Source organism: Anabaena sp. PCC 7938 (genome assembly GCF_049315035.1).
Lineage (GTDB): Bacteria > Cyanobacteriota > Cyanobacteriia > Cyanobacteriales > Nostocaceae > Anabaena > Anabaena cylindrica.
The window spans coordinates 2,651,248-2,664,757 of record NZ_CP186034.1 but is presented as its reverse complement, the minus strand read 5'-3'; the positions used below and the strand labels follow the sequence as shown (position 1 = coordinate 2,664,757).

The following is a 13,510-nucleotide window of genomic DNA, read 5'->3' as shown; positions in this document are numbered from 1 at the left end:
TTGAGCGTTTACTTTCAGTTAAAAGGACGAGGAGGGAATTATTGCTGAACCACTAAATCTAACTGTAAGCCTGAGAGGCACTCGTGAAGTCCGGGATAACTGTCAGCTATTCCGCCTCACAGGTTTGTTAGACGCTTTTTCTGAGCCGACATTTCGCAAGGTATTAGGCAGTAAGATTGACGAAGGCCCAAAGCACATAATTCTAGATCTCTCACAAATTGACTTTGTTGATAGTTCTGGTCTGGGTGCGCTGGTACAATTAGCCAAACAAGCAAACACCGCTGGCACCTTGCAAATTGTCACTAATGCCCGTGTAACTCAAACGGTCAAGCTTGTTCGCTTGGAGAAATTTCTCTCCCTGCAAATAAATGTCGAAGCGGCTTTAGAAAACATCGAGTCACCTTAATTGCTTGACCGGAAAAAATCAATTTGGCTATCCAGATGCACAGTATTGGATAGCTTAATTTTTACAATTTCTGCAAAATAACCTCTCTCCTTGTGGGAGAGGCTTTTAAGAAGCAGTACTGAGTTAGGAGTACCGAGTACAAACAGGGGAATTGAAGTCAGGAATAATTATTTCCCCTAGACTTGGCATCGAAATAAATCTTTTTTCTGTTTGCATAGCAGCCAGCGTTTCCAAGAGTTATTGATTAAATAATCGAAAATTTTAGCCTTAATTAAATTACAAAAATTAAATAGGCTTTACAGGACTCAAGACTCAGGACTTTGCCATAGCTTCAGTAATTTTTGTTAGTGTTGAATATTCTCAGTATGCTATGATAGCTTACTGCACAAAAAATAAACGTTAGCGAAGACAATCTCCCCCAATGTTTAGTAGGTCAAGGAATTATTAACTTGTGAAGCCCCAGGAGGAAGAAGCTAAAAAAAGAGGAGATGAAACTGCTCGGCAAGATTCATCTGAAATTCCTGCATTGTTGGTAAACACGACGCAATTACCCCAAACAATCATATCCCAGGCACAAGTGCGACAACTATCTCCTTCTGCCTTAGCTTACTTGGGGGATTCAATTTACGAACTTTATGTTAGAATGTTCTTTCTGTTGCCACAGCAACGGCCAGAAATTTACCATAGTTTGGTAGTGGCGCAGGTCAGAGCGGAAACACAAGCGCTACATTTGCGATCGCTGACTCCCGAATTAAGGAGTAACGAATTAGAAATTGTCCGCCGAGGTCGCAATGCAGCCACAAGCCGCCCCAAGCGACTTAATCCTGAAATTTATCAACAAGCAACTAGTCTAGAAACTTTAGTTGGCTATTTATATCTCACTGATTACCCTCGGTTAATGGAACTTTTACAAAAACTCCATCTAGAGAAATAGTGAATAGCTCAATCTCCTGATAGGAAAATCAATCGTAAAGGTTCATTAAATTGAGTTAATTAGGATGTCCACTTATCTGCTACAACCAATACTCCCATGACTAATCAACCAAGAAAAATCAATACTACTAGCGAACCAAAACGTATGCAACCCATTAAAATCAAGGGCAAACGAGTTATAGCTAATCCTACTCGTCATCAAGGCAAAGCAGAAGGAAAATCCTTCTCTGGTAGACAACGCCCATCTCATCAGTCTGCCCTACCAGCCCCGACAATCAAATCAACAGAAGATAGCAACCCAATTCCTAATCCTACTCGTCATCAAGGTAAAGCAGAAGGGAAATCCTTCTCTGGTAGACAACGCCCATCTCACCGAATTTCTTTACCAGCCCCAACAATCAAATCAATAGACGATAGCAATTCAACAGAAGATAATGACCTAATTTATGGTCGTCATCCAGTTTTAAGCGCTTTAGAAAGTCACCGCAATCTTAACCGCCTCTGGATTACAACCCGTCTCCGTTACGATCATCGCTTTCATCATTTGATCCTCCAAGCTAAGGAAAATGGCACAGTCATTGATGAAGTTGAACCCAAACGCTTAGACCAAATCACCGACGGTGCTAATCACCAAGGCATAGCAGCACAAATTGCTCCTTATGCCTATACAGAAATCGAAGATTTAATTACAGAAGCAAAATCCGTCACCGATGCTGTAATTGTCGTGGCTGACGGTATCACTGATCCTCATAACTTAGGGGCAATTATTCGCACAGCAGAAGCAATAGGCGCTCAAGGTTTAGTTATTCCTCAAAGACGGGCTTCGGGGATCACTTCAACTGTGGTAAAAGTAGCAGCAGGTGCTTTAGAAAACTTTTCTGTAGCTAGAGTCGTTAACCTCAGCCGTGCTTTAGAACAACTCAAAGAAGCTGGTTTTTGGATTTACGGAACTGCGGCCACTGGTAGCGAACCTCTGCATACAGTGAATTTCAGCGGCCCTATTGTTTTGGTAATTGGTGGAGAAGGCGAAGGTCTGAGTATGTTGACACAACGTTCTTGTGATGTTTTAGTGTCAATCCCCTTACAGGGTAAGACTCCCAGCCTGAATGCATCAGTAGCTGCGGGTATGGCGCTTTACGAAATTTATCGTCAACGTTCCTTAAATACCCTCTATCTTGATAAATTACGCACAGTTTCTTTGAAAAAATAGCCTAAAAGTGTATAAAGAAATGTAAAAAAGAATAAATCTAACATATTGTTTAACACCCTGTAACCCGTTTATAAATTGGTGAAAACCATGAAAACTATTTGGCATAACCTCAAGGAACAGCTGATTAGTATATCTAACAGTTTTGGATTTGCTTGGTGGGTAGAGATAGTCACCCAGAATCCCCGTTGTACTTACTACTTTGGGCCTTTTTTCAGTTCGGTGGATGCCACATTCGCCAGCAAGGGCTATGTAGAAGATTTAGAAATTGAAGGAGCGCAGGGTATTGTCGTCAATGTTAAGCGTTGTAAACCTGATGATCTAACAATTGCTGAAGACTTGGGGGAAAGGATTGACCGTAAAGTAAAGCCTGCCTTTAGCGGTCAAGTATAATCTCAATCAATAGGCCGTCATCGTTCTGGGGGTGGAATCCTGAGAACGATGGCAAATACAGTAAAATTCAGAAGTCAGCCCTATGGCTAACGCCACGCTACTCTATCGGCTTGTCTTCGACACACTACGTAAACGCTCAGGGCAAGGAGTCAGGAGTCAGGGGTCAGGAGGAAAATCTTCTTGATACTTGAACTGTCTTCTATTTCTGTGTGATCCAGAAAATATTTTCCTGTAGATTTAAGTTATCCAGCAGCATTCATTTACTGTAGATGCGATTGACGCGGATATTGATGATGTAGAAATATTTTTATGATTAATTATATTTGATTAATGTTGGGTTTCGTTCCTCAACCCAACCTACGGGGAATTGCGATTCCACTACAGCGAGGAACGATAGCGTAAGCCCTGCGGCAAGTAGATCGTAATTACTCTATATTTCTCCCAATTGATAAAATTATGTATATGTTTCATCCTTGGAATATTTTAATATTAACTTGATGATAGGAGATAACCAGCATGAATGCTCATAAAATAGAAACTATTTTAACAGAAAATGGGCAATTAATTCTAGAAAATTTACCTTTTAAAAAAGGAGAATCTGTCGAAGTCATTATTCTCGAACATCGTCAACTATCTTCTAATTTGAATAATTATCCTTTAGCGGGAAAAGTAATTCAGTATGATGAACCTTATGAACCTGTTATCAAGAATTGAAGCGGATATTAATGATGTAGAAATATTTTTATGGTTAATTATATTTGATTAATATTGGGTTATGCCTCCGGCACACTACGTGAACGTTCCTCAACCCAACCTACGAGGAATTGCGATCGCACTGAAATATTATATATGCTTGTGCTTGAAATTTGGAAAGAAACATAAATTAATTTTATGTCTGAGAATAATACAGAAAGTTTCAAGAATTTGTTGATAATTCTAGCGGCTGTTTTTTCTATATTCCTTTTCACTGTTATTTTGATATTTTCTTTTTCGGATTTTGCATTTTTAAATCCTAAAGGTTTAGAAATAGAGAAGAGATTACAGTATGGTATTTCAGCCGTAACAACTACTGGAACTATTTTTGCTGGAATTGCAGTTTTTTTCAATGCTTACCAAGCATCGAGAAGTGCTAACGCTGCTAATGAAAATGCTAAAGCTGTATACAAAAACGCACAAGCAGCAGAAGATAAACAAATTACAGAACGTTTTTCCAAAGCGATTGAATTGCTTGGTAATCAACAGATTGAAGTAAAATTAGGCGGAATTTATGCACTAGAACAAATTGCTAAAGATGCGCCGGAAAAATATCATTGGACAATTATGGAAGTCCTCACAGCTTTTGTACGAGAAAATGCACCTTTGAAGAAAGAAGGAGAAGAGAAGGAAATACAAAAATATTGGACAGCTATTCAAGCAGCCCTTACCGTTATAGGACGGCGTAATTGTGAACATGAGAAGGAAAATCAGAGATTGGATTTAACTTTTATTGATATCAGAGAGGCAAATTTTGATAGAGCAAAAAACTTAACCAGAATTGACCTCTATTGCAGCAACTTAGACCGTGCTTCGTTCCAAGAAGCTAGTTTGCAAGATGTATCTCTTTGGAGTTCGAGTCTCCAATCGGTAAATTTTTCAGAAGCCATGTTGGAAAGAGTGAACCTTGCTGGAGCTAAATTGTGTCAGGCAAAGTTTAATAAAGCAAACCTAAAAGAATCATTTCCTTTAGACTCAACAGACCTGCATTTAGCAAACTTGTTTCAAGCAAACCTGCAAAAGGTAAACCTTTCTAAAGCTAAAAATCTAGAATTAAACCAGATTGAATCAGCAAATATCGATCAAGATACTAAATTACCTGATCATATTGAAGAAGTAATCCGATGTGAATGGTGAATTTACTTGCGACAGAATTTTTCATTTATTTAAACCAAACTCTTGTTTCTCTCTTCCTTTGCGCCTCTGCGTCTCTGCGTGAGATAAAAAAATGTAGTTCATTTATCTAAAAACCTCTGTAAACAGACTTTCTTAACCCATCACTAATAATATAAAATAACCATACTATTTAACAAATGACAGAAGACCGCGAAAGAGCCGACCAAGACAGCCCGTGGAAAGAAATATTAGAAGCATACTTTCCCCAAGCAATGCAATTTTTCTTCCCCGAAACAGCCGCATTAATCAACTGGGAACATCCCCACGAATTTCTAGATAAAGAATTTCAACAAATAGCCCGCGACGCGGAACAAGGAAGAAGATATGCAGATAAATTAGTCAAAGATTGGCAACACCAAGGAGAAGAAATTTGGCTGCTGATACATATAGAAATTCAAGGAAAACCAGAAGAAATCTTTCCTCAAAGGATGTTCTCCTACAACCTGCGGATTTTTGACCGTTTCGGTAAACCTGTCATTAGTGTCGCTATTTTATGCGATGCAGATCCAAAATGGCGACCACACCAATACAGTTATAATTATCCTGATACCAAGCTTAACTTTGAATTTGGCACGGTCAAACTGCTCGATTATCAAAGCCGTTGGGAAGAATTAGAAGCTAGTAAAAATCCTTTTGCAACGGTGGTAATGGCACATTTAAAGACACAACAAACCAGTAAAAAACCACAAGAACGCAAAACCTGGAAATTTAGCTTAATTCGCCGATTGTATGAACAAGGTTTACAAGAAAAGGATATTCGTAATCTTTACCGCTTTATAGACTGGGTTATGATGTTACCAAAAGCATTAGAAGCGGAATTTTGGCAAGAGTTTAAACAATTTGAGCAGGAGCGAACTATGACCTACATCACTACAGGTGAGCGCATTGGCTATGAGCGAGGAATAGCAGAAGGTAAACAAGAAGGTGAGCAAAATCTTGTGATAAGACTACTACAAAAACGGGTGGGAGAGTTACCAGAAGAAATTAGGACGCGAATTCAAACTCTTTCTTTAAATCAGTTGGAAGCACTTGGTGAAGCGTTGTTAGATTTTACAGCTATTGATGATTTGTTTAACTGGTTTGCAGATTATCAACCAGAGTAGGAAGTTTAGCTTTTATCCCACATTCCGTAAATGTGACTCAGATTATTGATATTTTTGAAAAATCCCAGCCAGAAAAATTTTATTTACCTAACTTTTCTGGTTGACTTTAACTTTATCTGCCACTAATTCCATATCTAAAGTTGTGCTATCTGTGGGTGTGCTTCTAGCCAATGGTCAATATCAGAAAGCAACTGTTGGGGAATTTCCCAGGGGAAAAGATGGGCTGTATTTGGGTAACATTGCCACTGAGAGTTTTTGAGATGTCGCGCTGTTTCTAAGCTGGAATCGGCAGTAATATGGCGGTCTTGGGAACCAGCGAGTACTAAACTGGGGCATTCTATGTTTTGTAGGTCTGGGAGTCGATTGTACCCGGCTCGAATGGCGCTATAAAGGGCGCGAGTTGCATAGGGAGAAGTTTGTAAATAAGCTGGTACGGCTGAGTTGGCGATGTAACCGTAAGCAGTGGGTGTATGTTGTTGGATTAAGTGACGAAAGAGCGATCGCTTGCCAAATGTTTCAATATTCCAATTCCAACTGGGTTTGAGATAATTTAATAGTGCCGCAACGCCAGTATAAACATTATCTTGCCAAGAAATGGGCGGATGATCTCCCCAAGGTCTAGCTGAGGTTGCTACCAAAATCAGCCCAGTCACTCGCTTTGGTAAACGCAGTGCCAATTCCATTGCTAAAATACCACCTAGTGACCATCCTAATACCAGACATTTTTCAATCTGAAAACGGTCTAGGAGAGCTTCTAAGTCATCTAAATGGTCTTGCATAGCAAAATTGCTATTGCAGCGACTTTTGCCATATCCGCGCAAATCAGGGGCAATAGTTTGAAAGCGGTTTGATAAGTGATTTGTAAAGACAGCAAGATTACGGCCAGTACCAGGATGTCCATGTAAACCCAGAATAGGAAATCCTTGACCTTGAATGTAGACGTGAAGAGGTAAAGCATTCATAATTCGTAATTTGTAATTCGTAATTCGTAATTACTAACCAGTCCCCTATCTATTTTTCCCGATAACCCCCAGCGTAGGTAATGACGCACATATTTCGATAGGATTTGTGAGTACCGTAAGCCACACCAGTCACTTTAAAATCAGGGTTAAAAATATTGGTACGATGACCCCGTGATGGCACACCATCATCAATAATTAACTGCATGACGATTTCTTGGGCGTTGTCTACGCCATAGCTGATGTTTTCTGCCGCTGTGATTTGCCATTTCCCATGACGATTAATCCGTGTAAAAGGACTGCTACCATCACTACCATCATGACCTAGCGCACCTTTTGCACCTTGGTCTTTGACGTGATCCCTAGCACCTAGAGACATTCCCTTAGATGCGCTTAATGCACCTACAGGACGAACTGACTTGAGAAATGCGATCGCTTCATCAACAGGTTTTACCCCTTCTTGAGTGATTAGATAGGTATTTTCAGCAACTTTAATTTTTTTACCTTCAAAACGCTGACGATAGCTTTCTAACATGGGTAAGTATGAACGAGGATTTGTTCGCACTTTGTTTGTTTCATCAATTACTTTTTGTTCTAAAGCTGACAGGTAACTTGCTTTTGCTAACAAAATAGAATCATCATTTTCAATCATATCTGTTTTCACTTGTGCTATTGGTTGTTGAGATTTTAGTAATTGATATGAATAGTTAATCACTAAGGTAATAGGGAGCAATATCCAAAGTTTAAAAATATTCATTCATCACCTCAAAATTTTATTTTGACAAATTTCTGTAGTTAGTAAATAGACATCAAGGTTTAAATACGCGTGTTCAAAAACTCTTAGTAGAGGATGTCTAAAAACTTTGTCGTCTGCTATCTAACACTTGTAGATTCCCTCAACCCGCCTTTTTAAGGGGAGGCTAAATTTCTCAAAATCCCCCTTAAAAAGGGCGATTTAGGGGGATCTCAATCAATTCTGATACTTTTTAAACATCCTCTTAGCGAAGTTCCATAGAATGTCTCTACTTTTTTACCTATTTTCCACCCTGTAAAATACTTTCAACTTCTGATAACTGAATTGGCCCAGAAACATTTTTGCTATTGATTATCAAAGAAGGTGTGCCAGAAAGTCCCAGTTTATAAGCCATCTGTAAGTCTTGTTTAATTGCTTTATCGGCTAAATTGCGGTCGGTTTTAAATTTCGCCAAATCTAATTTGAGATTTTTAGCAATATCTAAATATAAGGTTTCACCCAATTGTTTTTGATTAGTAAATAGGGCATCATGATATTCCCAAAATTTACCCTGTTGATATGCTGCCCAAGATGCTTTTGCAGATGGTAATGCTTGGTCATGAATTTGTACTAAGGGAAAATGTTTATAAACTAAGGTAAATTGATTTGGGTATTTTGCTAACAAGTCTTTGAGAGTTTTATGTGCTTCGGCACAATATGGACATTCAAAGTCAGAAAATTCTAACAGCACAGTGTTTAATTGAGTCGAACCTGTGGTAGGAGAATCACCAATTACAGCTTTAGTATTGGTTCGGAAATTCTGTAAAAACTCTTGTCTGACTTGCTGTACTTTTTGCTGTTGTTCTTGCTGATATGCTTGAACAGTCTCGATAATTACCTCTGGATTTTTGCGAATAATTTGTAATACTTGCTGTTCTAGTTGGGGATCGATTTTGGTATCAGCTTGTGCAGGAAGCGACCAGCTAAGGCTGAAGCAGAGTAAGCTGGTAATTGTCCAGATACGCAGGTTTTGAAAGATTTTGAGCATGGGATAGTACTAAATAAGTCCATACTATCTTAGTATTTCTGAGGTTTGGTCAGTGCGAACTGCTTGCAGCAGCGCTAGTTCCCTCCGGGACGCTCCGCGTTGGCGTTAGACTTGCGTTAGCAATACGCTATCGCTACGGTGCTGTATTTTTTGAAAGCTTTTTAAACGCAAAGGAACGCTGAGGAAAAGCAAAGGTTCGCTGAGTTTAGTTTGCTACTAGGTGGTGGGATTTTGTACTTGGAGAATTTGACTATCAATAGGTAATGAGAATTCACGGGACCATTCATTCCAAGAACCAAAATAATTTTTGGCTTGAATTCCTACCTGTTGCAGTGCAATCAGTGTATTAGCAGCCCTAGATCCTTTGAAGCAGTAAATATAGACGACAGAATCTGAGGTAATACCGACAGACTGACAGATTTTGAGAATTTCTGCTGGTGAGTGAAACATGGGAATTTGAGCTTCAGAATTCATCAGCAGATGCCATTCTAGCCATATAGAGTTAGGGATTCTCCCTTTGCGGGGACAGAAATCTGGACTGTAGGGAGAAGAACTCAATCCTTGCCATTCTATGCGATCGCGCACATCTAATTTGATAATGGCAGGATTATTAATTGCTTGTAACATTTCATCTTTTGTCACCATGATATCCGTGTTGGGATGCAATCTAAATATGCTGCTTTCAGTTTTAGCGACTTCATTGGTAGTTGGCAATTCAGCAGCAAGCCAACCTTGATATCCTCCGTGCAGAATATAAACCGCAGCACAACCCAAATAATTAAGTAAAAAAGCTGCTCGACAAGATTGGCCATAGCCTTTATTTAAAACATCTTCATACACAATCAATCGTTCTGTTCCCGATACTCCAACTTCGCTCATAATCTCAGCAAAATATTCTTGTAATTTCTTTAATCCTGCTGCTGAAGAGTCATCTAAAAGATAGGTGAAAAATTCACGAATATTGATTGCACCAGGAAGATGAGAAATAGCATATTCTTCTGAACTTCGCGTATCTATGATAACAATTTGTGGGGAGTTTTCTGCTAATAAACAAAAAAGTTCTTGGGGAGAAATGAGAGTTTTTGTATCCACTTTTCAATTCTTCTGCATTGTGACATTTGGCATTATCACGCTCTAGAGATTGGCACTGTGGAGTTAAAATTACAGAAGAATAAATTGGGATTGTGATGGAATAACTTTTATATAATTAAAGCTAGATAGAGCAAGGTGAAATGCTACGCTACACAATGTAATTTACAGGTAGCAAGTGACAACATTAATTTTCAAATATCCTCTAAGTCCCATATTAATATTATCAGAAAAGGCTGAGGGCATTCTGCTGGAGGCAGAAGGGGATTCAAACTCCTTCTAAATTGAACTTTCTGCCCTCTGTCTCCTGCCTTCTTCAATGAGATTTCTAACACTTCAAGCTGGGGTAATAATGAGCTAGAGCGCCCTGTTAACTAATTCATCGCCCAATATGTGAGCTATACTCAATAGCTGACTTCAGGTCTACAAAACTGTAAAAACTGAATTTTGAAACTCTCGGTCTAAAGACTTTGAGTTTCTCTCTTACCACGAGATATTATAATAGTTGGGGTGGTAAATTGCCAGTATTAAAGTAGTTAGTCAGATCACTACCTATTTGTGTATCCACCCAATTATGATAGTGAAGCATGACATCTTTGATGTCCGTGATACCAATACTCTGAACTCCTTTAACGGTAAGTACAAAATCGTTGTAGTCTCGATCAGACTTAGGATGAAGTGCAACATCTTCAAAACCGATCATCATTTTATTAGATCCTGTCAGCACTTCTGCTACTTGTACATTATCGTTTAAGTTAGCTGCCGACATCGAGAACACAGGTCTATTGCTGTTTGTAAAACTCTGTCCAGTTAAAGCATCTTGAAGAGTTCCATTGGACATGAGTACAAAACCAAACGCATCCCCAGCTTTGAGGTTATAAATTTGCTCTCCTTGATACTCTTCACCATTAAAGTTTGGTTCCCAATAGAGAATGTTACTATTGTCACTGTAAAGACCCCCTTCTTCAGCATCTTTGACTACAACGTAGCCATCTGTAGAATTGCTGGTGGCGCGGCGAAGTGCTTCTCTAATAAATGCGTTTGAGCCAGCTTCGTACATATCCATGCCTTTGAGGCTAAATATTCCCACTTCTCCCTGTTCATACTCACCACCATCGTAGAGGAAGTCAATTTTTACTTGGCCAGTTTGATTAGCAACGAAAACGCCTTCATCAAAAATCGCCCGATTAGAATATTCGAGTAATTGTTTTCCTACAGCCGTGTTACGCCAGTTACGCTCAGAGTTGGAGAAAGTATCTATCGACTGAGCGACACCTTTAGCTCCTTTGATTTGGAAAACAAAATCATTATAATCACGATCAGAAGTAGAAGAGGCTGTAGGAATATCTTCAAGAGCAAAAGTCCCGTTACCATCTACATCTACCAACTGTCCAACAGCCATACTAGGATTAGCTTCGGGGATAGAGAATAGAGGCAATTTACCGTATTGCCACATCTGACTCGCTTTACTGATACCCTTGGTTTTGTTGATTTCCTGAACACTTGTATTGGGTACGAACATAAAGGCAAATTTATCACCTGGATTCATCTCGAAGCTTTTGACTCCTAGATAGTTTCCAGCATTGAAATTGGGTTCCCAAGGCATTTTTTCAGTAAAACGCGCTCCTTCGCTGGGGTCTTTAGCTAAGACGTAACCTAATTTAGAATTGCTGAGAGCGCGATTAGTGGCTTGTTTAATAAAAGCTTCCGAACCAGGTTGGTAGTTTTCCATCCCTTCGAGACTAAAGACGGCGAACTCTCCTTGATACCAACCGCCATCGTAAAGAAAGTCAAAATTTACCTGGCCAGTTTCGCCAACTTGAAAAACTCCTTCGCTATATGTAGATCGGTCAGCGTATTTGAGTAAGTCTTGCCCGATAGCAGTAGTTCTCCAATCCCGATTAGGATTAACTTCTGCGTTCATGTTGGCGATATTATTGCTTGTTAGTCCTTTGACTTGGAAAACCAAGTCATTGAAATCTTTATCTGATTTAGCAGATCTAACGCTGATATCTTCAAATGCTAGGGTGCCATTTTTGTCTACAGCAACTATCTGATTTTTGTCGATAGAGAAAATAACTTGTTTGCCAGCTTGAGCAGTAACATAGGGTTGGCTATAAATCTCGTCAAAGGTAGTATTCTGGACGAGCATAAATGCTACTTCGTCCCCAGCAGTCATCTGAACAGACTTAACTCCTTGGTAATTACCTGCATTAAAGTTAGGTTCCCAACTGGTAGTACCGCTCAAACGCGCTCCTTCTGTGCGATCGCTAATCAGAATGCGACCTTGTGTAGAGTTACTTAAAGCGCGAGAGGTAGCTGCTCGGATAAACTCTAAGGAACCTGGTTGGTAATTTTCCATCCCTTTGAGGCTAAATACCGCTAGTTGCCCCTGATACCAACCGCCATCATAGAGATAGTCTACTTGAACTTGACCAGTACCATCGACGATAAAAGTACCTGTTTCAAACCGAGGACGGTTAGCATACTGCACTAATTCTTGTCCGAATGAGGTATTTAACCAATTCCGGTTAGTGTAGACAGAATCTTGTAGCGTCGATGCTTTGGCTGTTGCACCAGACACTTGAACCACCATATCGTTGAAATCGCGATCGTTGGATTTTAAGGTATTAATATCTTCCCAACCAAAGGTATTTCCCTTGCCAGTGATATCTGCGATTTGGGGTGCAACTTTTCCGGTGGTTTTATCTACTGAACCAAAAGAAAATAGAACTTTATCTGTACTAATAGAGGTACTTTGAGCGATCTTAGCCACTGTAGTATCAGTAACTAACATCATGGCAAAGGTGCTTCCTGCTGTCATCTTAAACAGTTGGGGACCCTTGTAAACACCACCATTAAAATCTTTTTCCCAGGGCAATTCATTATTTAGATTGCTGAACCGAGCGCGATCGCTTTCATCCCGCACTGCTACATAACCTAAATTAGAATTGCTGAGAGCGCGTCTGCTTGCTTCCAGCATGAATTCTGTCGAACCTACCGTCAGTCCTTCCATACCTTGAAGGCTAAAGATCGCTAGTTCTCCTTTATTCAGGCCTCCATCATATAGAAAATCGACGCTAACTTTTCCAGTTTCATTAACTGTAAAGATGCCATTATTTAAGTTAGAAATTGTCGTCATCTTCTTTGTGTCTTTTTTTACTAACATCCAAGTCTTTTTTTTATAACTTTTATTAAGTTATAAAGATAACTGTATAAATACGCCTTTTTTTGATCAAGACTTACGCACGAATTACGGAAGAAATAACCGTATAAGACGCAAAGGACACGGATAAATCTAAATTTTGAAAATTTTTTGCGTAAGTTCTAGTTATCAAGTAATTATCCAGAACATACTTTATTTTTGAGAGAATTTTGCAATTTGTATTCAGCCGATATAGTGGCAATACCTGCTATATCTACATTTTGAATATGTCTAGTAGTAAATTAATAACAACCTTTCATGGTTGAGGAATAAATATTATGTAAATTCACTAAATAATCTCTAGAGATTTTGATGATATCCTTTGTTAGGAACATACTTAAATGAAATTATTTAGATATTTTTAGGTACGGATGAAATCACTATATTTCTCAATTTTACTCGTTGAAAGTTCTCTATTCTCTTAAAAAGTTTCGCATGAGTACTTAGTTGGCTAAATACTTAAATAGAACTATTTAGATATTTCTAAGTACGCATGAAATAACTA

At 39.0% G+C, this 13,510-nt stretch carries 12 protein-coding genes; 7 read left to right on the top strand and 5 right to left on the bottom strand.

Going from position 1 to position 13,510, the window contains the following annotated elements; genetic code table 11:
- The first annotated feature begins 37 nt into the window (after nucleotides 1–37).
- From ACOWPH_RS12215 to ACOWPH_RS12185, 7 genes are all read left to right on the top strand, one after another.
- Nucleotides 38–406 carry an STAS domain-containing protein gene (locus ACOWPH_RS12215; protein WP_015215657.1) on the top strand — a complete coding sequence of 123 codons (369 nt, stop codon included), beginning with the start codon at nucleotides 38–40 and terminating at the stop codon, nucleotides 404–406.
- Between the two features lie 451 nt (nucleotides 407–857).
- Entirely contained in the window at nucleotides 858–1,340 is a 483-nt protein-coding gene (locus ACOWPH_RS12210) for a Mini-ribonuclease 3 (protein ID WP_015215656.1), read from the top strand.
- A gap of 96 nt (nucleotides 1,341–1,436) precedes the next feature.
- A complete protein-coding gene (rlmB, locus tag ACOWPH_RS12205; protein WP_015215655.1) occupies nucleotides 1,437–2,549 on the top strand; it encodes a 23S rRNA (guanosine(2251)-2'-O)-methyltransferase RlmB in 1,113 nt (370 codons plus the stop codon).
- A gap of 87 nt (nucleotides 2,550–2,636) precedes the next feature.
- Entirely contained in the window at nucleotides 2,637–2,939 is a 303-nt protein-coding gene (locus tag ACOWPH_RS12200; RefSeq protein ID WP_015215654.1) for a DUF1816 domain-containing protein, read from the top strand.
- Nucleotides 2,940–3,455: 516 nt separating this feature from the next.
- Complete coding sequence (locus ACOWPH_RS12195; RefSeq protein WP_015215653.1) at nucleotides 3,456–3,653, top strand: hypothetical protein; 198 nt, start codon at nucleotides 3,456–3,458, stop codon at nucleotides 3,651–3,653.
- A gap of 177 nt (nucleotides 3,654–3,830) precedes the next feature.
- Nucleotides 3,831–4,829: a pentapeptide repeat-containing protein gene (locus ACOWPH_RS12190; RefSeq protein ID WP_015215652.1), complete on the top strand. Its 999-nt coding sequence runs from the start codon at nucleotides 3,831–3,833 to the stop codon at nucleotides 4,827–4,829.
- 176 nt (nucleotides 4,830–5,005) lie between these two features.
- Nucleotides 5,006–5,971 (top strand): DUF4351 domain-containing protein, encoded by a 966-nt coding sequence (locus ACOWPH_RS12185; protein WP_015215651.1) that lies wholly within the window; start codon nucleotides 5,006–5,008, stop codon nucleotides 5,969–5,971.
- A gap of 134 nt (nucleotides 5,972–6,105) precedes the next feature.
- Here the strand turns inward: ACOWPH_RS12185 and ACOWPH_RS12180 are convergent, their stop codons facing one another.
- From ACOWPH_RS12180 to ACOWPH_RS12160, 5 genes are all read right to left on the bottom strand, one after another.
- Entirely contained in the window at nucleotides 6,106–6,933 is an 828-nt protein-coding gene (locus ACOWPH_RS12180; RefSeq protein ID WP_015215650.1) for an alpha/beta fold hydrolase, read from the bottom strand.
- 49 nt (nucleotides 6,934–6,982) lie between these two features.
- Nucleotides 6,983–7,687: a CAP domain-containing protein gene (locus ACOWPH_RS12175; RefSeq protein ID WP_015215649.1), complete on the bottom strand. Its 705-nt coding sequence runs from the start codon at nucleotides 7,685–7,687 to the stop codon at nucleotides 6,983–6,985.
- Nucleotides 7,688–7,964: 277 nt separating this feature from the next.
- A complete protein-coding gene (locus ACOWPH_RS12170) occupies nucleotides 7,965–8,711 on the bottom strand; it encodes a DsbA family protein (RefSeq protein WP_015215648.1) in 747 nt (248 codons plus the stop codon).
- Between the two features lie 216 nt (nucleotides 8,712–8,927).
- A complete protein-coding gene (locus ACOWPH_RS12165; RefSeq protein ID WP_015215647.1) occupies nucleotides 8,928–9,803 on the bottom strand; it encodes a sulfurtransferase in 876 nt (291 codons plus the stop codon).
- 493 nt (nucleotides 9,804–10,296) lie between these two features.
- A complete protein-coding gene (locus ACOWPH_RS12160) occupies nucleotides 10,297–12,942 on the bottom strand; it encodes a DUF4114 domain-containing protein (protein WP_042465152.1) in 2,646 nt (881 codons plus the stop codon).
- Between the last annotated feature and the right edge of the window lie 568 nt (nucleotides 12,943–13,510).

Bases quoted from the DNA above. Each gene is read 5' to 3' on its own strand.
- rlmB (WP_015215655.1), top strand. From the start codon at position 1,437: ATGACTAATCAACCAAGAAAAATCAATACTACTAGCGAACCAAAACGT.
- ACOWPH_RS12200 (WP_015215654.1), top strand. From the start codon at position 2,637: ATGAAAACTATTTGGCATAACCTCAAGGAACAGCTGATTAGTATATCT.
- ACOWPH_RS12195 (WP_015215653.1), top strand. From the start codon at position 3,456: ATGAATGCTCATAAAATAGAAACTATTTTAACAGAAAATGGGCAATTA.
- ACOWPH_RS12190 (WP_015215652.1), top strand. From the start codon at position 3,831: ATGTCTGAGAATAATACAGAAAGTTTCAAGAATTTGTTGATAATTCTA.
- ACOWPH_RS12185 (WP_015215651.1), top strand. From the start codon at position 5,006: ATGACAGAAGACCGCGAAAGAGCCGACCAAGACAGCCCGTGGAAAGAA.
- ACOWPH_RS12180 (WP_015215650.1), bottom strand. From the start codon at position 6,933: ATGAATGCTTTACCTCTTCACGTCTACATTCAAGGTCAAGGATTTCCT.
- ACOWPH_RS12175 (WP_015215649.1), bottom strand. From the start codon at position 7,687: ATGAATATTTTTAAACTTTGGATATTGCTCCCTATTACCTTAGTGATT.
- ACOWPH_RS12170 (WP_015215648.1), bottom strand. From the start codon at position 8,711: ATGCTCAAAATCTTTCAAAACCTGCGTATCTGGACAATTACCAGCTTA.
- ACOWPH_RS12160 (WP_042465152.1), bottom strand. From the start codon at position 12,942: ATGACGACAATTTCTAACTTAAATAATGGCATCTTTACAGTTAATGAA.